The following is a 23,793-nucleotide window of genomic DNA, read 5'->3' on the forward strand; positions in this document are numbered from 1 at the left end:
ACGAAAAAGACCTAGGTATGTACCTAGGTCTTTTTCATTTCCATATGCCGGCTGCGGGACTTGAACCTTAAACAGGGTTCACAAATACTATAAAATCAAGGAGGAAAAGCATGTCGGAAGTCTCGTTGCCCTTTTGGTTGCCCTTTTATTTTTATGCTGTTAGAATGATAAAAACAGAGCAGAATAATCAACGTAAATAATAAATATTATTTAGAAAAAACTATTGATAATCTTCGCTGATGATGGTATCTTTTAATTAGACCGCAGGAAGGCATGGGTAATGCCCGAATCCAAATATTCCATCGGCGGGATTAAGAATGGTATATCCATTCTTTTTTTTTATCTTATGGAGGATTTTATGCTTAATACAGAGCTTCCAATAGACCTTGAACAACAAGTGTCCTTGATGAAAAGATATGTGAGTTTTCGTCAAAAGAAAAAATTTAGAGATTTTTTAACATATACAGGTTATTTTAGAGCTAGTCGTTATGGTAAATTTCTGCTCACAAAAGTAGAGACTTTAGGTTTTAAAGCTGACTCAAAACTATTCTTTTCAACTTACGACTTTGATGTTCAACTAAGACAGTTGCTATTTAAATATTGCACAAAAGTAGAGATTTTCTTTAAAAGTAATGTAAGTAATGCATTGTCTTTGAAAACAGGAGATGCCGCTTTTTATCTTGATAAGCAATATTATACCCCTTCTAAAGGTGAGCGTTTTAAAGTTACAAGAGAGAAAAATACACGTTTTTTTGGAAAGAAATTTTATCCTAGTTTGCGTGACAAAGAAGAACAGCTTCGAAAAGATGTAGTTAAGCATCCTGAATTGAAGGAATATAGAAAAGGTGGTAGTCGTCATAAAAATCTCCTTCCAGTATGGGCCGCTTTTACATATTTTGAAATGGGTACAATAACTATGATGTACTCTTATCTTAGAGGTGACTTGAGAAAAGCAGTTTTAGATTATGCATATCCTGGACGCAACTACAAAAAAGAAGTGACAAAACAAATTGATACATGGTTAGATGCTATACGAAACTTAAGGAATTATTGCGCTCATCATTCCATGGTTATAGGTATGACATCTTCAGTAGTTATCCCTGATAAAAGAGATCCTCAAGATGTATTACCAACAGACACTGATTTGTATTCGCGTATATATGCACTGAAAAAACTTTTACCTCAGAAAGATGCGGATGCACTGGGGGATGAATTGAGTAAATTGATTAGCAAATCTAAAATTGATGTATATAAAATAGGGATACTTCCCGATAACTGGAAAGAAATGTACGACAGAATTAATTACTTGTAATTATGTATTTTTGAAATCAATTGATATTAGTAGTCAAAAACTGCAACAAGTTGCTGCAGTAATTAGTGAACCTAGTCAAACTGAAAAACTGCAGCAGTCTGTTGCAGAAATTCCATTCCCATCTATTTTGGGTTTTGTTCCTTGGGGCCATCAAGGATGACTTTAGTCACTTGCGAAGTCCTTGATGGCTTATATTATCTGGACATAACCGCCAACTCGTCACATTCTTCTAAATGGTTTTCTTCAGCATGACTCTATTTATAAACCTACCATCATTCTGCTCCACCTTCATTGTGCCATTGTATCTAGTTGCTATCGCCTCAACATTTTTCAAGCCAAGTCCGTGCCACAATTCAGGCTTTTCCAATTTGACATCGTGAGTATAATAAGGATTTTCACATGTAATTATAATAACAGGAGCCTTTTCAACAATAGAAAAGGCTATTGTTCTACTATCATCATGATAAGCAGCCGTGGCTTTTATTGCATTATCAAGCAGATTAGATATAACAATTCCAATATCGTAGGCCTGTATTCCCCAAGCATCATCAAAACCAACGGACAAATTTATAGCAACATCCAAATCTTTCGCCCTTGCAACCTTGTCATTTAATATAACATCGATGATTACATTACCTGTGTAGCTTGTAGTATCAATTGAAGTGATATCTATATCAAGCCTGTCTATATATTCCGCAAGAGCATCGTACTTACCTTCATCAACAAGCCCTTTTATATTTGCAAAATGATTAACTATTTCATGCTTTACACTACGAACCTGCTCATTGACACGGGTCGTTTCTTGAAGTCGATTTTCGATTGCTTCCTTTTCCAAATGCTCTGTGAAATATAATTGCTGTGCACGTTTCGCTTCCTGACTCTTTTTAAAGCGTAAAAGTGCTGCTATCTCACCAAGATATATCAACGCTGCAAGAACTGGCAGTATAAATAATAGCTCTGGCTTTTGCTCCATCAAGATAAAAGGCGTTCCATCCACAACAATTATAATTATGCTTATCATTATCCAAGTTATCAGAATTCCTAGTACATTCGGTACCAGCAGGTATGTTAAATCATTCCAATCGATAGGCTCATAGGTTTTAATAATTTTTCTGATGGGTATAAGGGCCAGAACGATAATGCAGACATACATTATTTCAACTGAAATCTGGAGGATACCTGTTCTGACTTCTACATATTCTTCGATATTCGAAACTGTCAAAATATCCTTTAGCAAATAGTCAGAGAACCAGTCCGTAAGGGAATTTATCAAGAAAAATGATACAGACCTTAGGCACCACCACAGACTTATAACATAAATAGTTTCAGTGATGTAGCCTTTAAATCGTACCAAGGTATATGGGACAGCAACACCGATTATACCTAATGCACTTATTGGAAATGTAGTTGCCGGTATCTGCCATAAAAGAAGTTGCACTATTGTTACTATAATCGCAAGGCTAAGGAAATCTTCTTTCTTTACTAAGACATCTTGATTAATATAGTTGCAACGATTGTGTGCTTTCTTGATAAATAGTTCTACTGGAATGAACAAATAAAATAAATATAAGAATACCGTGACCTTGGCAAAAACACCAAGATATCCAAATATACTTAATAATTGTTTAATCATAATATATTCCCCGACTGATAATCCAAAAACGTATTTACGAATTCTTTATACTTATACTTTGAAATTGGAATACTGACCCCACCAGACATTTCCACTGTGCTAGAAGAATAATTTCTAATATGCTGAAGATTAACTATATAACTACGATGAATTTTAAAGAAGCTCTCTGGCAGTCTTTCTTCAAGCTCACCAATCTTTGCATAGGATTCATATTCGCCACTACCTGTTACAACTCTAATCTTTCTTCCAATGCTTTCAATGTACAAAATATCTGAGAGACTAACTAAATTTGTGTTGCCATTTATCTTTAGTTCCAGCTTACAAGTTGAAGCTGTCTTTCCCTGTGCTTCAACTTCTGTCTGTGCTTGGAATAAAACTTCTTTGAGAACATTTGATTTAAGAGGCTTAACTAGGTACCAAAATGCTCTGACAGAAAAGGCTTCAGGCATTCTTTCAGCGAGAGCAGTAACAAATACTATTAATGGCAAAGAATTATGCCCATTGCCTTCTGCTAAAGTTTCTTGGCGCATTTCCTTTATAAAATGCATTCCGTCTGTCTCTTTGCCAAGGTCTATATCCATAAATAGCAAGTCGACTGCATGAGTCTTTATATAAGCCTGCAATGTGATAATGTCCTGAAAACATTTAATTTCAACATCTGGCAGTATGCTTTTTGTCATGGCTTCAAGCCTATCACAAGCTGTTTTTGAATCATCACATATTACAATCTTCATCTGTTTCCCACCCTAAAATCTTTTAAATCAGTATAAATCTCTTTGACAATATTATTACGCCATATGTAATGAAAGGTCAAAAAAATGTAATGAGAGGACATTACGCCCTCTCATAATAAACAATATTAATTTCCAGCTCCATCTCCAGTAGCGCCACCACCATTAGCAATCATCATAAAAAATTCTGCTGCAGCACTGATTTCGCCACCTAAATAACTACTGTCGTCTAAGGTATTATTTGCACCTTTAGAACCAAAAATTGCAGCTGTATCAGTTACTGTAATTCTACCGGCATTTTTCTTCATGGCAGCTTCGCGCTCATTATATCGCTTCTCGTAGTATTTTGCCATTTGCTCCATCAACATATCATGACGCTTTTGACGTTTTTCCCACCAGCTATCATCATCTTTTCCATCGCCATAATTCATAGGATAACTTTCACCATGATGTTCCTCTATTGATGCCCCGAAATGCTCACTGTGATAATTTCCTTGAGCACCAAATGGAAAATGCACAGATCTATCAATCTTAAAATATCCAAGTACCCAGGCTTCATACTTCGGATCTGACTTCATTTGCTTATAGCCGTCCTCGGTTATATTCAAGTACTCTACATCATTTAACTGGCTGGAATCATAAGGAATTTTTGAAATAACATCATTTATTAGTTCTTTGTATTCCTCCAAGGTTAAGTCATCTGGATTATAGTTTTCACCAAGATATTGTTTGATTACATTGTTTCCAGCAGTAACCATTTTCTCAACATCAGCTTTTCTATCTGGATGCTTAGAAATATATTTATCCACTGTACTCTGTTCAGGTTGTATTCTTTTCTTGCCAGACGTTTTTGCTGCTTCGACTTTTGACAATGTTTCTGAAAAGCTAGATGCTTCATTCAATTTTGTATAGCTCCTCATTCCAGTTATAAAAGTATTAGTGTAACTTAAAAGAGCATGCTGTACTGACATTCCATACATAGCATTTTCCTCCTAGAATAGTAGATTACTCCAGTTATTATTAAAACTCGACATCATCTCAATCTGGCTAATTCTCATTTTTTCGTAATATTTATTATTTAAATCTTGTTGAAGCTTCTTGCTTTGATACAACCTTGCTTCATATACTTCATCCCAATATTCTTTATTCTTTCTATTCTTATTAAGTTGTTCTTCTAAAGTCCAATCTGGGTCAGGTTGTAAATCTGCTTGAGGTGCTTTTGTTTTAATAGCACCTGAACCTGATGAAGCTGTTTCATACATAGAGCGAGCGGTTCTTGCTGAGCCTGTATAAACTTTAGAATATCCAGCGCCTTTGTGTTCCTCTATTGATGCACCAAAAGTCTCTATGCAATATGCTCCTTTATCACCCATGCCAAAAAATGGATTTTTTACAGCTCTATTTTCGACAGTATATCCTAGCACCCAGGCTTCATATTTAGGATCTTTTTTCATCTGTTCCCAGCCTTCTTCTGAAATATAAACTGTTTCTTCATCATAGGGATGCGATGCATCAAATGGAATTTTGCCAATGATATCTGAAATATAACTTTTATATTCATCCATTGTCATAGAATCAACATCTACATTCTTAGCACCATACATTTCCCTAGCCTTTATTCCAGAATCTACCATGCTATTCACGCTTTCCTTCCATTCTGGATGTTTTTTTAATGATTCATCAACGCTGCTGGTTGCAACTGAACTTCTTGTTGAGCCAACATTTTTAGTCTCTGCAGTCGAGCTAAGCTCATCAGTTTTATTAGCAGCACTTTTCATTTTCTCTAAATAGGCCATATTACTAGACAGCTTACTTTTATCAACCTTGCCGGACTTCTGTTTGTTGTCATAATTATAAAGAGCCTTATAAACACTTGCTGAAATGTTAGGATCAAAACTAATACTCATGAAAACACTCCTCTCATAAAAGAAAGCATTGTCTCAACAAAACTTTCATTCCATTGAAACAATGCTTAAACTTCCTTGCTATTAAATTTATCGTGAGAGTAGAGTAACACTTTTATAGATATGTAACCAGTGGTAAGTTATTTGTAATGAATAGACTTAATACATCATAAATCCATTAGCATTATATGTCCCAGAACGCATTGCTAAAGCTTTATTTATGATTGAATTCATCGAATTGGCACTACTGATAAGTTCTCTTCTGTATGATGAACCGTTACCTAATAGTGCTTTTATATCTTCCTGATTAGCTGCGTTCAATTTTTCTTGATCAACTGAGAGCTTTTTATCAGCGTTAATTGTAATGCCAATCTTTTCAAAAGAAGCTGCATTTTCCTTGAATGTATCAGTGAATTCAGTCTTAAAGTTCTTATTTAATGCACCACCGCAACTATCCAAATTAGAAATAGTGCTATTGTAGGCTGCGACAAAATTAGTTACTCCTTTAATGAACTTAGATTTATCATATTCTTTACCACTTTCAGCGGTATATAAATCTTTATCATCAAGCTTCTCTAGTGCATCCAAAAGATTATTGGTCGCATTATCCACATTTTTGTATTTTGTATTATTTTTCGTGGTGCCAATACCTAATGATTCCATTTTCTGCTGATATTTAATCTCATTGTTTGAAATTAGCTGATTTATTAGAGGATTTCCCGATTTACTTTTGTTGAGCATAGAAAGCAGGCTCTGATTACACTGATAGTATTCATAAGAATTGTTTATTGAACTCATCTAATTCGCCTCCTATAACTTTTTCTATTTGATGTTTCGACAAATCCTCTAAGACAAATAATCTCCGTGTAATGAAATGCACTAAAATTGTATTGAATAGCGTAAATGAAAGACTATCCCTTAACCGTCGCCTCGCTAATCACTTCCTTTGATTCACTTTCCTTTGACTTATAATAATTGTCAAATAGTGAATCCGCAGCATCCATGGTTTGTTGGCAAATAGAAGGTAGTTTTCTTCCCCAAGACTTACCTGCTAAACCAAATCCTTTATGCATTGCCTTTTGCATTTCATGCATTTTTTCTACATCATCACCAGCTAATGCGCTAGCAAAATCAAAAAGTCTCTGAGAAGTTTGTTTTACGCCCCAATAACCATCTTCTCCAATATCAGCCTGAGCTTTGGCCTTTGTGGCAGCATCAACTTTGAAATTGCCGCCAGCTAACATTCGCCAAAAGCTGTCATCATTTGCTTTTCCAAATGTTCCAACTTGTCCTGAAATAGTCTTATTAACTAATTCAAGCATTTGCTGCTTCTGTTTTTCCATATTGTCCTTTAATTGCTGTACTAGGGCAGCGCGGTCCTCTTTGCTCATCTTATTGATTTTGTATGAACCCGTTTCAGTTTTTTCACCCTTTTCGTATGTTACACCTTCGTCATTGGATTTTTTATTTATACTGTTTATTCTTACTGGTGTTTCTGTATTCTCAATATTACTAGGTTCATTTGAAGTTAACGCTGTAGGTGTTACATTTGAAATTCCATTTATATCCATACCCATAATAAATACCTCCATACAAAACTATTCTTTGAAGTCATACTTACTTTTTACTAAGTCATTTAGAAAAGTAGAATAGCGTCCTTGTTTGTTATAAGAGCTTCCTACACCAGCAGCATTCGCAATGGAATTTCCCTTATTCATTAACTGCGAAGCATATGAATTATGGCCAGTGAATAGCGATTTAAGTGCTCCTATATCAGCCTTTTTTAACTGGTCCACATCTAACGAAAGCTTATTTCCCTTTCCAATATAAATTCCTACTTTGTTAAGAGTTTTCTGGTGTGCAGAAGTTGTTTTTGTCATCCACGCACCATTTCGTAAAACGCTTTTAGTGTTGGAATTACCTGCAGCTTCAACAGTACTGTTATAGTCTTCAATAAATGCATTTAAAGCCTTCTCAATATCGGTCCAGTTATAATCTGATTTATTTTTTTCTTCTCCTGTTAATTCATCTTTTTCTGTAATTGTTTTCTGTTCCCACAAGGATGCACTCATGAGCCTTTCAGAAGATTTGGATAAAGCACTTGCTGCTTCAGCCATTGCTGTTAACTTAGCCGAAGAGTCTTTTCCAGCGTTGGCTTTCTGGGCTTTGTCCTGTGCATAATAAGCCTTCATTAGCTTTCCGTAAGTTCCACTTTTGATGAGTGAATAGTCGGATAGACTAAATGATCCACTGGAAACTTTAGGAGCTGATGCACTTAGCCCATCTAAGAAATCATTTGAATAGTTTTGATTGTTCACGTTGTAGTTCTCGTCGAAATACTTGTGATTTGATACATAATCGCTAATCCTTGCCATAATAATCGACCTCCTTGTCTATAACCCAATCCTTTTAAATACGATAATCAAATGGTATATAATTCACAGGAATCCTCTTTTCCTGTTCAAGTTTTTCTAACTCTTCTTCAGTCAGCATCATCTGATTCAACTCATCCTCGGATAGTATCTCTTCTGATGATTGCTGTAAGTCTTCAACCATTTCCTCATTAACTTCTTCAACTGCATCTGTAAGATTATCCATTAATTCGTCAAGCATTCCGTCATTCTCAACGCCAGTTGCTTCTTCAATCATATCTTCACGACGCTCTTCAGGCGTCTTAGGGTCATTCTTTTCAGCCGCTTCAGCAATCTTTTCTGCGAGTTCCTGAGCCTCATCAAATACATGAAACATTTGAGCATTGTTGTATTCCATTTTTGCTGCCGCAATCTGATCCTCATATCCATGAAACATAGCAAGCTTTTTGGCGATTTCATCAATTGTGTCCGCTTTCATATTTTTCAGATTTTCTTTTTGCTGCTCAAAGAATGCTATTTTATTGTCCCTCTCTGCTTGTCTATTTAATCTATCTTGCGTACTTTTTAATCCAAGATTACCTAATAAATCTATGCCCTGTAACTTTATATTCATAGGCAAATCCCCCTACAGAAATTCAAAGTATTTCATCAACATTGTTACCAATTGGATTATCTGGATTGATTTCAACTCCTTCAGGAATTAAGTTGTCGGCAGTAGCATTACGCTGTTCTTTAGTAAAATTAGTTGATTCGTTTGCAATTGCATCATCATTGCTTTCCGCAGCTTTATCCAATTCTTTATCTGCTCGATTTATTACTTCCAGCTGAGCTGATTCTATATCCCTATTTCTAGATTCAATATCAGCAAGTTGTTCCTGTTTCTTTTCTACATCTTTGCCTCTGGCAGAATCTAGTTTGATTTCTGTTTCCAGGATATCTGCTTCACCTTTCAGATTGGCCTTAACAGCGCCCCCTGCTTCAACTTGATTTATAGCACTATCTGCTGATATAAGAGCTTTCATACTAGCTGTAGAAATTCCTTTTGCTGCTTTAGATGATTTAGCTGTTTGTTTGCCTCCAAGCATATCCTCCATAGACGAACCTTTGCTCTGTCTGTTTTCTTTCTTCTGCTCAATTTGATGTTGGCGTAATTGATTTTGCAAATCAGTTATTTGCTTTTGAATTTCTTGACGTTTTTTCATTTTTTCATCTATGGACATCTCTTTATCTTCGCCAATAGATTGAAGCTGTTCATTGGCATTATTTATCTGCTCTTGAAGGCTTTTACTATATGAATCCATCTGTTGATTCTGGTTTATCTGAAATGTTGTTCTGGATTTATGTAATTCACTTATACTATTCATATAAACTGACCCCATACGTTAACCCTCCTTGGTATAAATTCGAAATCCTTTTCTTATAAAAAAGATAGTAGTAGCTTTCTATAATCGCTATCGACTATGAATTTTTCAATCTAAACCCATTTGATGTGGACTGCATCTAATATGATGTGAATAGCACTAAAAAAGCCTGCTACATTTCTGCAGCAGGCGCCATTCTGTATTCTTATCCAACAAACATTATGTTGAGCACAAACCATAACCCATTATTTTCACTGAATTGCTTAATTTCAATATCACCATTGTATTTTCTAGCGATTTCCCTTATGTTACGTACACCAAATCCATGACCATCATCATTCTTTATTGAAATAGGAACACCTTCTTCATCAATCTGAGCCTTTTTATCAGACTTATTCTTAATGCTAATAATGTATACATTTTCTCGTTCAACTGATGTTATTTCAACATATGGCTCATTAACTCTAAGTGAGGCTTCGTAGGCGTTTTGTATGGCATTTGTAAGAACCACACACATTTCAAATGGATTAACAGCTACATTACTTGGATATTTTAAGGATGTCTTTAGCGTTATGCCATTATCAGCAAACCTATCTACAAACTCTGATATTGCAATATCAGTTACGGCATTTCCAGTTTTAACTGATGGAACTATATTCTTATATGTCTCTTCCCAATTACCAAGGTAATCCCTTAGTTCCTGATACTTTTCTGTCTCCAAAAGACCTTTCATTACAGCCATATGATTGCCTGTATCATGACGTAAGGCTCTCATCTGTTGATATACAGTCTCAATTTGACCTACATACTTTTTGCTATCTTCGATCTGTTTAGCCAACACACGATTAGCATATTCTATTTCCTTGTTAGCCTTTATGCTCTGATAAAAGTAAAGTGTAACACAAAGCGTTAAATAAGCCATTATGCAAAACAGTATGCGATACATATTGCCTGGAATATTAGCCTTGATGCTTCCGTTTTCAATGCCATCAAACCATAGCATATAGTACGAATAAATAATTCGTGTAGCAAGGAAGATGCTTATACATGGAATTAATAACATAATCAGTTCCTTCCAAGATAGGTCTTCTTGCTTATTTTTATATGTTTTTAGAAGCAGCTTGATAGAGAAGAAGAGTAGCAATAAAGCTAATCCATACTCGACAATCGTTGATACAACATATTCAGCTACTATTGCAGGGATGCTTTCTCTGAATAATTTAAAGTTAAAAACAAAATCCCTTTCATAAAAACCAAGCTCGGTGAATATTTCCAAGCTTAACCATCTAATGATAAAAAAGCTAACACATAGAAATATTTTCTGCATAAGATTTCTTTTTTCATCTAAATAGAAAAGAATCACGCCAACAAAAAACAATGAAAAAATCGAGATTGTCAGTTTTATTCCATTTTGGACATCAACATGCCTTAGTATACAGTCTGTAATCCATTCAAAAACTACTGCATAATAAACGGACTTCATATTTTTTACAAACGGCCTGAGCCAATATATAAATAACACAGAAGTAATTATGCAATATATCTCGATTACAGTATTCATAAAATAATTAAAGAATGCATCAGACACCATCATCACAATCCTCTTGTATTAAATGATAAATAAGCTCTTACCAAATCTTGATACTTGCCTCGGGCAACAGGTATTTCTTCGCCAGCCACTTTTACAATTTTGGAATTATAAGATTGAATTGCTGAAAGATTAATCAGATATGCCCTATGAACCCTAAAAAAATCATTTCCAACAGTATTCTCTAAATCTGTCATTCGTCCATAGTATTCAATCTCATCATTATCCCTCATGTGAAGCACAATTCTACGGTTAAATACCTCAGCAAATGCAATTCCTGATATAGAAACACTTCGGCTCAATCCATTGGCTTTGATTATAAATGACTTATTATCAGGCACTACTGGCGATACTCTAGTTTGTCTATGTATTATTTCTTCAACGGCTGCATGCAACACCTCTTTTAACTTATTTTCATCAATGGGTTTAACAAGATAATTAAAAGCTCTCACATCGAAGGCATTAAAAACATATTCCTCCAAAGCAGTAACAAAGATAATCACTGCATCACTTCCATTAGCGCGGACTTGCTTAGCGAGCTCCATGCCATCAATTCCAGGCATCTGTATATCTAGAAACAGAATGTCAGGATTATATTCTGCTTCCAATAAATCCTCAGCAGATTCATAGCATTTAACGATGGCATCTGTAATCTCATCAGAAATGCTTTTTGCTATGAAATCTCTTATATATTTTTCATCATCACATATTGCAATTTTCATTTCCACCCCCACCGTATATACGAATATTATAACTGATTTTACGATATATATACCTTGCCTATTGTGTGAAACGCATTTTTTTTGTTGTGAACAGTTCAAATTTCCAATAATAGTAATTAACGTAACGATAATCCAAATTATTGGAAAATATTTTTTCCTAAAGCTGCATCCTTTTTTTCCATTATTCCCATTAACGCTCCATTAACTATGAATAATGGAAACTTTCGAAATTGTATTTAAATAAAAACATTAACAAGTAGACCATTTCTCGAATTTTGGTCCCTTTTATAGACGTAGAGGTGGGAAAAAAGATTCCGTTTGTTTTTTGCAAGCATAGAAAAATGTCCCATTTTTCATGGAAATAAATTTCCATAAGAATATTGGGCATGCCCAAACCCTTGAGATTAAAGAATCTCAAAGGCTGCGCACAAAAAAATAATATATTTAAGAAAGAGGTAAAAAATGAAAAATTACAATTTATGTGTATCACTAAATCCAGAAGAAAAAGCAATAGTTTGTGCTTTAGCGGCTCAACACAATATGAAGCCTACTGCATATGTAAAAAGCTTAATATGCTCCCAAAAGCCTAAACAGAGTAAGCCTGTGATATTTATACCAAGCGCTGAGGTGAATTATGCGATAGGTTCAAAGAGTCAATGCGTTAAAGCTTACTTTACCGATAATGAGATGATGGCACTTAGACACATGGCTATGAATGAGCCTTTATCTAGATTTGTTTCTCGTAGGGCACTTCAAGGAGAAAATGTTCTTTCTATAAAAATCGAAGATGATGATTATGACTTTGTATATTCAGTTGTTGAACCTATTTATACATCAATCTATATGTATTTACACAATCTAAAAAGTATTAACGCATTAGAGAAAGATGTTATTGAGAATTTTATTTCAGAACTAGAAAAATCAAATAGATTTCTTATAAAACTAACAGAGTATTTAAAAAATAATAGAAGAAGTATTAGAAAAACAAGGCTTAACGAATTGCGTAAGCTCAGCAACTATCTTCTAAAAGACTATGACCTATTTTCAGTATAAATACTTATTCTTTGCTGCTTGAAATTATATCCAGAGAATCTTCGCCATCAAGGACTTCGCAAGTGACATGTGTCATCCTTGACGGCTCAGCTTCTCTGGATAACCAATAAACAAGCAAAGAAAAGGAAAAATGTATTTAAATAAGATTTAGAGAAAGGAATTATAAGTGAAAACAACTAAGGAAATATTATTATTTGCAAACGAAATAACCAAATTATTAGACATTCAAATTGGCCGCAAAAAGACTTTGGAGGACGAATACAAGTGTGATATTATTAGTCTTGCCGACATGCTAAAAGAATTAGACATGATCAATAAAAAGGAGATTAAATTAAAGCGTACGCTTGTTTCACAGGTTCATGTGAAGAAAAATGGACTGCCTAAAAGCATTAGATATGACGCAGTCAGAGACTTATGGATAACAAAGATTTCTGGCGACATCAGAATTCATGCTCGAACCGAAGAGGCATTATTAGATAAGATATTAGAATACTATGATTGCCATTTAATGTCATATACTATCGACCATATATTCACTTTGGCTCTTAAGCACAAAGAGGATATCGATATATGCAGTCCACTTACAATTCAACGTTATAAGGATTCGTATAACCGTTTTATCTCTGAAGAATTTAGGGAAAAAGATATCAGAAAGGTTGATAACGATTCATTACAGTCATACAGCAAATTAATGACTGCACGACTTCATCCTAAGAAAAAAGCATTCTTAAGCTATAAAGGGGTGTTGAATCTAATCTTCGACTATGCAGAAGAGAACAATTACATTCAAAACAATCCTGTTAAATCTATCAATAACAAGAAGTTCTTGATGCAGTGTGATAATTCAAAGCCACAGAGCAGTGAGAAAATTCTTTCGCTGCATGATATTGAAACTATTTATTCAGAAATCAATAGACGAAATAATCTTCCACGCTATCAGGGCTATTTTTATTATGGTTATATGGTTCGTATGGCTATTGCGACAGGTATGCGTGCGGGTGAGCTATGTGCTTTGAAATGGACTGATATTGACGATAATTATATTCATATCCATGCACAGCAGTTAACAGGTCGAGGTAAGGGAAATACAGCAAATTTCTATGTAGATTGGACAAAGGATGAAAAGGGTATTTCACGTGGTGGAAGACAATTTCCAATCACAGATGATATTGCAGCTATTTTAGATGATTTGAAAAAAAATCAGCTTGAGAAAAATATTATTTCTGATTACGTGTTTTGCAAACTCAATGGCGATTGGATAAAAATTGGCTCATATCATGCTTGGCTTCGTGAGTTCATGAAAAGTATAAACTTACCAGTCACGAATAATCACGCATTCAGAATGAGTCTTAATTCTAATGTTTTTATTCCAAACGGCATTCCTGTAACAGATAGAGCAAGATTGCTCGGCCACAGTGTTGAAACCAATATAAAGCATTATTCATACGCAAGAATTGGGGTTGATCAAGAAATAATAGATAGGCTAAATGGCAAGGTTGCCCCTAAGTTGCCCCAAAATATAATTGACTTCGAATCAACCAAAAAGAAAAAAGCTTGAGAATTCAACATTCTCAAGCTCTAATCATTAAAAAATATTATGCCGGCTGCGGGACTTGAACCCGCACGATGTTGCCATCAACAGATTTTGAGTCTGCCTCGTCTGCCAATTCCGACAAGCCGGCGTCCGCAGACTAGTATACTAAATTAGATTGATAATTGCAATGCGTTTTTTAGTTTTTCTAGCAACTTTCCATACTGGTCGATGACGTCGTCGTGATGGCTTTTTATATAGTCAATTTTGTTTTCTTTTGCTGCGAATTCAAGGTTCTTTGCGGCACTGGAAAGTTCCTCGGCACCGATGGTAAGAGCAGTGCCCTTTAGGGAGTGAGCAATGATTTGATAATTAGCCCAGTCCTCTTTCTGAAGGAGGCTGTTCAATGCTTCACGTTTGTCCTCGTTAACAAATGTAGTGACAATCTGTCGATAAAAGTCTTCATCTCCTGCAGCAAATTCCAGGCCAGCTTTGGCATCTATAAAGCTAAGTGATTTGATGAATTCACTTTCTTCTGGCTCCTGATTAGAATCAGCTTCAGGCTCCTCAGCAGCTTGAATCAAATCTTCTGGTAAATGCTTCAATACCATTTCATCCAAAGCATCTGGCTTAATAGGTTTTGAAAGATAATCCGTAAATCCGTTTTCCAGATATTTCTTATCAGCACCCATCATTGCATTAGCGGTAAGCATAACAACAGGTGTTTCAAGGTTTGCACTGGCACCATTTGCGCGAATGCGCTTAAGCACTTCGATACCGTCCATCTCTGGCATCATGTGATCAAGGAAGATGATATCGTATTTACGTTTATGTGCTAGGGCGAGAGCGTCATGGCCATTTAAAGCTGTATCAATCTGTATCTGTGTTTTCTTTAATAGACCAACAAATACATCCAGGTTCATTTGCACATCGTCTACTGCAAGTATTCGAGCTTTTGGCGCAATAAAGCTATTTGTATAAGTAAGCTTTTTACGCATATCCAAATCAGTTAACTCACCGATTGGCTCAGGGTTGCTTATTTGCTGAGGTATTTCAACGGTGAATGTAGAGCCATGCTGGTAAGTACTTTCTACGTTGATAACACCATGCAATAAGGATACAAGGTTTTGGGTGATAGTTAATCCCAGACCAGTACCCTGGATGGTTCTGTTTCTAGAAAGTTCAAATCTTTGAAAGTTCTCAAAAATATGAGGTAAGTCTTCCTCTTTTATACCGATACCGTTGTCCTTGACCTGAATAACGAGTGCAAGGAAGTTAGCATTTCTTTCTTTGTAAGTGGCGCTAAATTGTATGTTTCCGCCCTCAGGAGTGTATTTTACAGCATTAGATAGAAGATTAGATAGAATCTGCTTAATTCGGATATCATCACCTATCAGCCCAGTTGGAAGATTTGGGTCACAGGTAAATGAAAGCATCTGATTCTTCTGGGAAGAAAGGCTTGTAAACATGTGATAACACTCTATTAAAAGATGCTGAATGTTGTATTCGCCGGCGACAACCTCAAGCTTGCCGGATTCAATCTTTGAGAAATCAAGTACGTCATTAATTAAAGAAGTAAGGTTTTTCGAAGCAACGTTGATATTTTCTGCATACTTTAAAATGGTTTCATCCTTGCATTCGCGGCGAATCAGCTCATCCATACCGGAAATAATATTAATAGGAGTACGGATTTCGTGGGAAATATTGCTGATGAATTCGGACTTTGCTTTATTAGCTGCCTGAGCTTCATCGATAAGTCGGTTTTCTTCAGTAAGATCAGTAGCAACAAGGATATAGCACATTGGCTGGTTGCTTCTATCGAATTTGCAGGAGAAATTGACGAGGATAACCTTGTTTGTCAACTTTGACGTCAATCGATAGTCAATTACATCTCCTGTGGTGGCTTTTTCAAACATCTTTAGTGGTTCGCCTGAATTTAACTCAAAAATCTCTTTTAAACGAATACGATGTGGCTCATGGTCGAGACCCAAAAGCTTGTCAGCATATTCATTGGATAAATTGAGGTGATAGTTTGTATCAAACACCAGCAGACCTGTTCCTAATGTAGAAAAGATGTCTTTACTGATACTATTAACAGTGATGTTGAACATCATGTAGTTGTTGGATGCAACAAAGAAAACAACAAAGGCGAAGAACATACCAACAGTGTAAAATACGTGAGTGAGATTAAAATCACTATCGTATATACGGAAATCTGGAATGCATGATGCAGCCAGAATCAAGTTAGAAACATATGCGAAAAATACGAGACGTTTCTCTCTTTTGAAACGCACACTGACTGCCCAAACGCAGGCGATTATGAACATAGAAATACCCATTATAGTTAAGAACGTATAATGGAAAAGATGGCGATATGGATCAAGACGCACATACGCAGTATAGTTTGCGTAGCGTACGAAAGTATCAGACTCCTTGCTTCCGAAAATCACTATATCAAACAACGAAGCAAGACCTGATAATCCTATAATGAAATATTCTGCGAATCGGCTGAAATTTAAACAGCTGGTTACAAGAAGGATTTCAGCCATAAGATAAATATCGATTCCGATAAGCCCGAGCACTCTAAAATAGTATGCAAATCTAAGGTCTGGGCTGAGGGACATGATAGAGTATCCCATACAGCATAGACCATTTCCTAAGGCTAGCATGAACACCGAATATTTGAAAAATCCTTTAGTGTGTTTCTCCCTTTTTAAAAAACTTGCACCAAGGTGCAGCGATGTGGCTCCAGCCAGCAAAATTAATATGTTAATGTATGTAATATTGTTAATTAAAAGTTCCATAAATTCATTATATAAAATAATTTTCTGATTTTCATTATCAACTTGAGAAAATTGTGGTATCATTTTCTTATACAAAGATATAGGGGGCAAATATGAGAGTTGCAGTAATAGATGACGAAAGTATATTTAGGATGCAATTGAAAATGATGGTAGAAAAACTTTCTGCAAGTAAGGAGATACCTTTAGAGGTTGAGGAATTCTCCAGCGGACCAGATTTTATCTCTGTTTTATCAGAAAGAAGATTCGACATCGTATTCATGGACATCTTCATGCCGGACATGGATGGCATAGAAGCAGCAAAAAAGCTTAGAGAGATGACGGAGAGAACCTTCCTTATATTCATGACAGCGTCGGAAGGTCATTATCCAGATGCATTTTCGTTACATGCATTTGACTACGTCACAAAACCATTTACAATAGAACGAATAGATCAGGTTCTGACAGAGATAATCGAGCATACACCTATGGATGCAGCCTTTATCAAACTATCAGCTGGACCGATAGATGAAAAGGTATATTTAAAGGATATTATCTCAGTAACAACAGATGGCCATTACCTGGAAATCAACAAAGATGATGGCACAACCAGCAGAGTCAGACTTACATCAGGCGAATTTTTGGATTTGGCTGGTGCAGACAAAAGATTCATCATGGTAAATCGCGGCATAATTATTAATATGGACTTTATTCATCACCTTGAGGGTGGCGATATTTACATGGATGATAAGAGCATATTCCCGATTTCAGCTCGTAAAGTATCGGAAATTTCTCAACAGATAAAGGATTATCAATTTAGTAATAGATAAAATATTTTAAGTTAGCCGTAATACTTTTGCCAGATTTTAATCAATCTTGCCAAGGGCGTTGCGTCTAACTTTTTTTATGTTACGCTATAAGCAGGAAATTTGGACTTTTTTAAATTGAAAGGGCACAGAAAGTTATGAGGAGAGGTTCAGCAAAGGCTTTAGCAGCTGGATTATCTACAATTACAATAGCTAGTAGTATCGTATTTCCGATACAGGCAGAGGCTTCGGAGAATTCTGAAGGCTCTGTTGTTGTGCCTTCAGATACTAAAGAGCAGCAGGTTGTTTCGCCAGAGGAAGCTGCAGTAGAAAGCAGCGCTAGCGCAACTGAATCGGTTGCAGAGACACTTGCAGATGCAGATGTTTCTACAGAGGTTTCTGATGCGGTGAGCGCAGGAGTGGTAGAAGAAAGTGCCGAATCCTCCTCACAGGCAATCACACAGGACATCACCGATGCAAACACTCAGGTTGCTGATGCAGCTACAGCAGTTTCAGGTGTGGCAGATGCAAAGGATTCCATGGATTCAAGCATTTCAGCAGCCGATGAAAGCCTTGCTTCAGCAAATGATACTGCTTCAGGCGCAGCGCAGGTCACAGGCCAAGCTAGCGAAGTTGCAAATGCAGCAGTGGTTGCAGTGGCAGATGAGGGGACTAATCAGGAAAGTGCCGCAGCTATTATCGCAGATGCTACCGCCACTGTTGAGGAAGCAGAAAAGCAGTTTGCATCAGCAGAAGAAACTTACAACAACAAGCTTTCAGAATACGAAACAGCTAAAGCAGAATATGAAGCTGCAGCTGAAGAATATAACAATAAAAAATCACAGGCTACATCAGATTTATCAGATGCAGAGGCTTCACTTACAGACGCCCAGGACAAGCTTGCTTCATTAGAAGCACAGCTTGAGGCAGCAGGCCAGGACCTTGCAGCAGCTGGCGCCGATGCACTTATTGCAGCAGACGCAGATAAATCAGATGTTACATCATACATCGCCACTGTGGTAAAGCACTATTACGCACCAAACACAGAGCTTGCTGATGGACAGTCTGTTTCAAACTTTACAGTCACACCTTACAAAGGAAATGTTATTGGTATTTCATATGATATTGTGGATGCCGATGGCAATGTTGTACGTAACGTAAGTGCTAATTACGGATATACGGTAGATTACAAATCCGGTGAGGTTCGTATTTACGATAGAGACATGGTTTACGAATACCAGGACATCAACGGCAACACAGTCTCTCTTACAAAGGAAGAGGCTGAGCAGCTCAAGGATGGCGTGATTGAGTATTCTTACTGGACTGCCACAGGATTTTATATTCCTAGCTATGATGGTAGGGTGCATGAAGGTGTAGTTAGACTTTACAAGGACGAACATTGGATATATTCGTATGAAAACTTGGTAAAGCTTTATGCTTATTATGGCATGGTTGTTACAAGCACACCTGAAGAATACTATAGAAAAGATGGTTATTTCAAGTATTACCAAGGCACCAGCGTTTCATCCACTGTTAAGAACTCAAAATACACATCAGAGGGCGACCTTAAAAATGCAATAGTTGATGATGCAAAGAAGCAAAACAAAGCTACAGGTGTTGCTTTCGACAAAAGCAAGCTATTAAACATAACAGAGCATAAAACAACTGCTGAGGTTTATAGTTACGAAGTAAATAATAATCAGGTATTTACAAGCGCATCCAAGGATTACGCTTCATATATATCAGAGATCACTGAAAAATATAATGCTTACAAAGCTCTTTCAGAGGCTGTCAGCTCAGCAAAGGAGGATTTTGAATCAGCCAAGCAGACAGTATCTAGCTTGAAGCAGCAGATTGCAGATTTAGATGCAGCTAGCGATATTAATACAGGAATGGAGCTTGCAAGGCTTCAGGGTGAGCTTGAAAAAGCTCAAGCCGATTACGACATAGCAAAATCAAATCTGGCAGATGCAAAGGAAGCTTTAGCAAATGCACAGTCAACATACGACGCCAGATTCAATACAGTTTCTTCTATAGAAATAGCGCAAATAGATTCCGAAGAGGTTATCCAGTACGCAGAGGAAATCGAAGAGGAAGAGCTAGAGGAAGAAGAGATTGAAGAAGAGGAAGAAGAGGTAGAAGAAGAGATTCATATCATCACTTCCCCAAGCGGCAATGCCGGTGGATATGGCGGCGGCGAGGCAGAGATTCCGCAGGATCAACCTGAAGAACCTGCACCAGAGGAGACAGTCACAATCGAAGAGGAACAGTCGCCTACAGGAATCACCCTGGCAGGCCTTATGGAAAGAGGCAAATGGTTCGTCGGACTTGCAGGTGTTTCAACTGCAGGAGTTGGCGTTGGAGTCCTTGAAGCAAAGCGCCGAGCAGCTATAAAGCTCATCGATAAATTGAATCAGTAATTGTTATCAACTAGTCAGCGAATGCTGGCTAGTTTTTTTATGGGCAAATATCTTGCCAAAAAATGTCACATTTTGCCAATGTTATTGTACGTAACGATTTTCGGTGTTATATTTTATAACAGATGTTCACGCAACGTTCACATTCCATTCAAGAAATGTTAACAATGCGTAATGTACGGTTTAGGGAAAGGAATTTATACGTATGAAGAAGAATGTAGTAAAAGCAATGTCAGTTGGCTTATCAGCAATCACAATTGCAAGCTCACTGAGCGTGCCTGTATTTGCAGAGGAGTCAACAGAAGGGGGACAGCCAGCGGAACCAAGCACAGCTTCTCAAGAGGTAGAGACTAATGTAGCAGAGCAGACTGTTGTAGATGATACAGAAGCGCTGAATAAAAGCTACAATGGTAATCAGTCACAAACACCAGTAGAAGGTGAGCCTAGTACAGAAGGTGAAACACAGACAACAAACGAAGAAAAGTCTACACTCGATAAAGTTCAGGATGCTGTTAATACTACAAAAGATACATTTAAAGATGACGACACATTTTCATACAAGGTAGATGTCGAAGCTAGAGATGAATTCGGTAATGCTGTTTACGAAAATGGTAAAATAAAGACAGAAGAAAAGACTGTAGAGGAAGTTGCAAAGAGAGCGGGAGACGCGATTGACGCTGCAGAGGATGATACAAAAGACATTTTGCAGGCAGCAAAAGATATGGATGCTGCAGCAGCAGATGCTAACACAGCAGTAGGTAATGCTGAATCAGCAGCTTCTGATGTTACTTCAGCAGTTAATAAGGCACAGCAGGATGCAAATGCAGCAGTAGTTGCAGTTGCAACTGATTCACAGGAAAATGCTGCTACACTTATTGCTACAGCACAGCAGTCAGTAGCAGATGCACAGCAGACATACGATGAAAAGGCACAGGACCTTGCAGATGCAAAGAGTGCATATGAGGATGCAATAGAGGATCTTAATGATGCGGCTGATAGATATCAGGCTGCTAAGGACGATGCGACTGGTGACTTGGCAGACGCAGAAACAGACTTAGCAACATTGCAGGCAAAGGTTGATGAGCTCGAGAAGGCTGTAGAGAATGCAAAAAATGCACTTGCTGAGTCAGCTGCAGGTGTTCTTGTTAAAGCAGATGAGGAATATGCTAAGAGCGGAAAGACAGCAGCAGATACAAACAAGTATATTGCAGCAGTAATCGAGAATTTTTACTTAGTAAACAACGTAGAGCTTGCAGAAGGACAAGAGTTAACTGATATTACAGTAAACCCTGTTGAAAACACATCTAACTTCTTGAATGTTACATACAAGATTAAAGATCAAGATGGTAAAGTTGTTAAGGAAGAAAAGAATTTCAAGATTGGTTATTCTGTTAATGAAGATGGTGTAGTTTCTATCTATGAAGAGAGATACGAATATACATACAAGAATGATCAGAATGAAGACGTAAAAGTATCAATTACAGAAAAAGAATTAAATGATTTAGAGACAGAAGGTAAGGTAGTAAAGAGATATGGCCTTAAACGCGATGATGAAAATGCTACACCATATATCACAGCTACTAAGTATGACTCATTAAAAGATGAGGAGAAGGCTAAGTATACTCTTAGCTATGTTCTCCTTGGAGATTGGAGCGAAGCTACAATCGATCAAACAACTGTTACAAATACTACAAATGCTGATGGTAAAGCAAATCAGGTAGAAACTGTTTCTGAGAATGATAAGGAAAACTTCACAATTACATATTTCGATGCGGATGGTAATTATGTAAAGCAGATTCAGAACTTTAGTAAACTTACAACTTACAAATATGTTAATAATGTATTGAAAGATGTACGTAAGTTAGATGAAAAAACTAATAAAAGGGACAATTCTTTAGATAATAAGACAGCTGAGGAAATTGCGCGTGCGGACATTAAGCTGGATGAAGGTCAAACAATTAAGGAATTTACTGGTTTAAGTGATTCATGGACAGTAACTGGTTTCTATATTCCTAGATATACGGAATCGGGCAAGGCAGATTCGTGGTATTTTCAGGTTCCATTTATTTCGGAGAGAGATGATGCTGAAGAGTGGGCTAAAGAAAGCGCAACTGAAAAGTATTATGATAAACACGAGTATTTTGCAACGACAGATGATAGCCATTCTGTAAATGTGACAGAGGGTAAAAGACATAATCCTGCAGCATTGGGATTTAAAACACCTACCTGGGAAGTAACAGATAACTACACAGTTTCATACGACAAAGTTACAAAAGTTAATCCTGCATCATATAGCTTAAAAGATTTGTTTAAAGATAATTGGACTCAATTTGTAAATACCGTTAGAAACGAAAATAAAGAAACAGTTAAACAAAAGATAGCTACAGCATATGAACAAGAATACAATTGTAAAGTATCAACAGTTGATAATTACGACTTACATTTGGATTTGAAATTGCCAGATATTTGGAATTCAACAGTGTACGGTACAATCGACTTATATGTTGTAGAGTCAACAGCTATCAATGAGACTGGTACAACAAAGCAGCAAGCTATTGATAAGGCAACAGCTCAAGCAAATTCTTCTGGTTCTTACGATGCAGCTAACAGTAAAGTGGCAGCTGATGAGAACATTACAAGAGAGGTATCATACTCAGCAACATTAACAAAAGATGCTAAAGATACATATGATAAGTATGCACACTCAAATGTAACAGCTTATAAAAAGAATAATAAGGGCTTATTTGTTAGCACAGAGCAGCGTTACACAGACCAAATCAACGGCACTAACACAACATTATCTAACTACACTGCACTTCTTCAGCAGCTTAAAGACGCAAAGGCAGCAGTAGATGCAGCTCAGAAAAAGGTAAAAGATATTCAGACTAAGATTAATGCTCTTAACAAGGACGGCTTAATCTTATCAGCTCAGGTTTCTGAGTGGAACATTGCGCTTGCTAATGCTCAGCAGGCATACGATGATGCAAAGGCTACACTTGATGATGCAAAGGCTGCTCTTAACACAGCAACTCAGGCATACAGTGATAAGTATCCAACAATCGTTCCTACAACAGGCGGTGGTGCTACAACTACAACAGGCGGAGCAGCTCCAGTAGTTTACGCTACAGCTACTACAGCAGCAGTTGCAGCAGACGAAGAGCTTGTTATTCCTGATGATGCAGTACCTGCAGCAGGCCAGGCAAGAAGAGCTCGTAGAGCTAGAACAGTTGCAGCAAACGATAACACAACTACAATCGACGAGGCTGAGACACCACTTGCAGGTGGCGATGCAGATGATGCAGTAGTTGAGGATACAGAAGATACAACAACAGTTGAAGAAGATTTAGTACCACTTGCAGGAGAAGCTCAGAAGGGATTCTTCGCAAGAACATGGTGGGGATGGTTACTCCTTATCATTGCAGTCCTTACAGGAACTACAGCATATGCTAAGAAGAAGGCTGATGCTAAGAAAGTTAAGTAATTGGGTTTTAACTGCGACAATTACTTAAATAAATGTTGAAGGGTGAGGTCAAAGAGGTTATGAAGGTTCTAATTCTGAAAGTGAGGATGATAAAGACGATGT

18 protein-coding genes and 1 tRNA gene are annotated in these 23,793 nt (G+C 36.9%); 6 read left to right on the forward strand and 13 right to left on the reverse strand.

Annotation, left to right across the window (positions count from 1 at the left end; genetic code table 11):
• Nucleotides 1-358: 358 nt before the first annotated feature.
• Complete coding sequence (locus BM102_RS03950; RefSeq protein ID WP_090479638.1) at nt 359-1,312, forward strand: Abi family protein; 954 nt, start codon at nt 359-361, stop codon at nt 1,310-1,312.
• A gap of 229 nt (nt 1,313-1,541) precedes the next feature.
• On the opposite strand, the gene BM102_RS03955 is transcribed toward BM102_RS03950, so the two are convergent.
• The 11 genes from BM102_RS03955 to BM102_RS04005 form a co-directional block, all read right to left on the reverse strand.
• On the reverse strand, nt 1,542-2,945 hold the full coding sequence (locus BM102_RS03955) for a sensor histidine kinase (RefSeq protein WP_090479111.1): 1,404 nt from the start codon (nt 2,943-2,945) through the stop codon (nt 1,542-1,544).
• Nucleotides 2,942-3,679: a LytR/AlgR family response regulator transcription factor gene (locus tag BM102_RS03960; protein ID WP_090479114.1), complete on the reverse strand. Its 738-nt coding sequence runs from the start codon at nt 3,677-3,679 to the stop codon at nt 2,942-2,944. The genes BM102_RS03955 and BM102_RS03960 overlap by 4 nt, the downstream gene beginning before the upstream one ends.
• A 125-nt stretch (nt 3,680-3,804) precedes the next feature.
• Nucleotides 3,805-4,578: a hypothetical protein gene (locus BM102_RS03965; protein WP_143085456.1), complete on the reverse strand. Its 774-nt coding sequence runs from the start codon at nt 4,576-4,578 to the stop codon at nt 3,805-3,807.
• A 90-nt stretch (nt 4,579-4,668) separates the two neighbouring features.
• Nucleotides 4,669-5,583 carry a hypothetical protein gene (locus BM102_RS03970; protein ID WP_090479121.1) on the reverse strand — a complete coding sequence of 305 codons (915 nt, stop codon included), beginning with the start codon at nt 5,581-5,583 and terminating at the stop codon, nt 4,669-4,671.
• Between the two features lie 156 nt (nt 5,584-5,739).
• The gene (locus BM102_RS03975) at nt 5,740-6,378 is read right to left on the reverse strand and encodes a hypothetical protein (RefSeq protein ID WP_090479124.1); all 639 of its coding nucleotides are present in this window, start codon (nt 6,376-6,378) and stop codon (nt 5,740-5,742) included.
• Nucleotides 6,379-6,491: 113 nt separating this feature from the next.
• Nucleotides 6,492-7,157: a hypothetical protein gene (locus tag BM102_RS03980; RefSeq protein ID WP_090479127.1), complete on the reverse strand. Its 666-nt coding sequence runs from the start codon at nt 7,155-7,157 to the stop codon at nt 6,492-6,494.
• 21 nt (nt 7,158-7,178) lie between these two features.
• Nucleotides 7,179-7,955, reverse strand: coding sequence for a hypothetical protein (locus BM102_RS03985; RefSeq protein ID WP_090479130.1), 777 nt, complete (start codon nt 7,953-7,955; stop codon nt 7,179-7,181).
• Nucleotides 7,956-7,989: 34 nt separating this feature from the next.
• Nucleotides 7,990-8,565 carry a hypothetical protein gene (locus BM102_RS03990; protein ID WP_090479133.1) on the reverse strand — a complete coding sequence of 192 codons (576 nt, stop codon included), beginning with the start codon at nt 8,563-8,565 and terminating at the stop codon, nt 7,990-7,992.
• Nucleotides 8,566-8,587: 22 nt separating this feature from the next.
• The gene (locus tag BM102_RS03995) at nt 8,588-9,331 is read right to left on the reverse strand and encodes a FlxA-like family protein (protein ID WP_090479135.1); all 744 of its coding nucleotides are present in this window, start codon (nt 9,329-9,331) and stop codon (nt 8,588-8,590) included.
• A gap of 187 nt (nt 9,332-9,518) precedes the next feature.
• Entirely contained in the window at nt 9,519-10,907 is a 1,389-nt protein-coding gene (locus BM102_RS14415; protein WP_090479138.1) for a sensor histidine kinase, read from the reverse strand.
• Nucleotides 10,907-11,623: a LytR/AlgR family response regulator transcription factor gene (locus BM102_RS04005; protein ID WP_090479140.1), complete on the reverse strand. Its 717-nt coding sequence runs from the start codon at nt 11,621-11,623 to the stop codon at nt 10,907-10,909. Before BM102_RS04005 ends, BM102_RS14415 begins: the two co-directional genes overlap by 1 nt.
• A 462-nt stretch (nt 11,624-12,085) precedes the next feature.
• On the opposite strand from BM102_RS04005, the gene BM102_RS04010 reads away from it, so the two are divergent.
• Both BM102_RS04010 and BM102_RS04015 read left to right on the forward strand, forming a co-directional pair.
• Nucleotides 12,086-12,676: a hypothetical protein gene (locus tag BM102_RS04010; RefSeq protein WP_090479143.1), complete on the forward strand. Its 591-nt coding sequence runs from the start codon at nt 12,086-12,088 to the stop codon at nt 12,674-12,676.
• Nucleotides 12,677-12,842: 166 nt separating this feature from the next.
• Nucleotides 12,843-14,234: a tyrosine-type recombinase/integrase gene (locus tag BM102_RS04015; RefSeq protein WP_090479145.1), complete on the forward strand. Its 1,392-nt coding sequence runs from the start codon at nt 12,843-12,845 to the stop codon at nt 14,232-14,234.
• 40 nt (nt 14,235-14,274) lie between these two features.
• Here the strand turns inward: BM102_RS04015 and BM102_RS04020 are convergent.
• Nucleotides 14,275-14,358 (reverse strand) — tRNA-Leu (locus tag BM102_RS04020).
• A 22-nt stretch (nt 14,359-14,380) separates the two neighbouring features.
• Nucleotides 14,381-16,846 (reverse strand): hybrid sensor histidine kinase/response regulator, encoded by a 2,466-nt coding sequence (locus BM102_RS04025; protein WP_177194897.1) that lies wholly within the window; start codon nt 16,844-16,846, stop codon nt 14,381-14,383.
• Nucleotides 16,847-17,103: 257 nt separating this feature from the next.
• On the opposite strand from BM102_RS04025, the gene BM102_RS04030 reads away from it, so the two are divergent.
• The 3 genes from BM102_RS04030 to BM102_RS04040 all read left to right on the forward strand — a co-directional run bounded on the left by BM102_RS04030 (nt 17,104) and on the right by BM102_RS04040 (nt 23,691).
• Nucleotides 17,104-17,817 carry a LytR/AlgR family response regulator transcription factor gene (locus BM102_RS04030; RefSeq protein WP_033153299.1) on the forward strand — a complete coding sequence of 238 codons (714 nt, stop codon included), beginning with the start codon at nt 17,104-17,106 and terminating at the stop codon, nt 17,815-17,817.
• 134 nt (nt 17,818-17,951) lie between these two features.
• Nucleotides 17,952-20,213 (forward strand): hypothetical protein, encoded by a 2,262-nt coding sequence (locus tag BM102_RS04035; protein ID WP_090479151.1) that lies wholly within the window; start codon nt 17,952-17,954, stop codon nt 20,211-20,213.
• 202 nt (nt 20,214-20,415) lie between these two features.
• The gene (locus BM102_RS04040; RefSeq protein WP_090479154.1) at nt 20,416-23,691 is read left to right on the forward strand and encodes a hypothetical protein; all 3,276 of its coding nucleotides are present in this window, start codon (nt 20,416-20,418) and stop codon (nt 23,689-23,691) included.
• Nucleotides 23,692-23,793: the final 102 nt, after the last annotated feature.

This window comes from Pseudobutyrivibrio sp. JW11 (genome assembly GCF_900115355.1).
GTDB classification, from domain to species: Bacteria; Bacillota; Clostridia; order Lachnospirales; family Lachnospiraceae; genus Pseudobutyrivibrio; species Pseudobutyrivibrio ruminis.

Excerpts from the sequence above, each read along its gene's own strand:
- BM102_RS04030 (WP_033153299.1), top strand. The coding sequence starts at position 17,104 with ATGAGAGTTGCAGTAATAGATGACGAAAGTATATTTAGGATGCAATTG.
- BM102_RS03960 (WP_090479114.1), bottom strand. The coding sequence starts at position 3,679 with ATGAAGATTGTAATATGTGATGATTCAAAAACAGCTTGTGATAGGCTT.
- BM102_RS03970 (WP_090479121.1), bottom strand. The coding sequence starts at position 5,583 with ATGAGTATTAGTTTTGATCCTAACATTTCAGCAAGTGTTTATAAGGCT.
- BM102_RS14415 (WP_090479138.1), bottom strand. The coding sequence starts at position 10,907 with ATGATGGTGTCTGATGCATTCTTTAATTATTTTATGAATACTGTAATC.
- BM102_RS04010 (WP_090479143.1), top strand. The coding sequence starts at position 12,086 with ATGAAAAATTACAATTTATGTGTATCACTAAATCCAGAAGAAAAAGCA.
- BM102_RS03955 (WP_090479111.1), bottom strand. The coding sequence starts at position 2,945 with ATGATTAAACAATTATTAAGTATATTTGGATATCTTGGTGTTTTTGCC.
- BM102_RS03985 (WP_090479130.1), bottom strand. The coding sequence starts at position 7,955 with ATGGCAAGGATTAGCGATTATGTATCAAATCACAAGTATTTCGACGAG.
- BM102_RS03980 (WP_090479127.1), bottom strand. The coding sequence starts at position 7,157 with ATGGGTATGGATATAAATGGAATTTCAAATGTAACACCTACAGCGTTA.
- BM102_RS04040 (WP_090479154.1), top strand. The coding sequence starts at position 20,416 with ATGAAGAAGAATGTAGTAAAAGCAATGTCAGTTGGCTTATCAGCAATC.
- BM102_RS03995 (WP_090479135.1), bottom strand. The coding sequence starts at position 9,331 with ATGGGGTCAGTTTATATGAATAGTATAAGTGAATTACATAAATCCAGA.
- BM102_RS03975 (WP_090479124.1), bottom strand. The coding sequence starts at position 6,378 with ATGAGTTCAATAAACAATTCTTATGAATACTATCAGTGTAATCAGAGC.
- BM102_RS03990 (WP_090479133.1), bottom strand. The coding sequence starts at position 8,565 with ATGAATATAAAGTTACAGGGCATAGATTTATTAGGTAATCTTGGATTA.
- BM102_RS04005 (WP_090479140.1), bottom strand. The coding sequence starts at position 11,623 with ATGAAAATTGCAATATGTGATGATGAAAAATATATAAGAGATTTCATA.
- BM102_RS03950 (WP_090479638.1), top strand. The coding sequence starts at position 359 with ATGCTTAATACAGAGCTTCCAATAGACCTTGAACAACAAGTGTCCTTG.
- BM102_RS04025 (WP_177194897.1), bottom strand. The coding sequence starts at position 16,846 with ATGGGATACTCTATCATGTCCCTCAGCCCAGACCTTAGATTTGCATAC.
- BM102_RS04035 (WP_090479151.1), top strand. The coding sequence starts at position 17,952 with ATGAGGAGAGGTTCAGCAAAGGCTTTAGCAGCTGGATTATCTACAATT.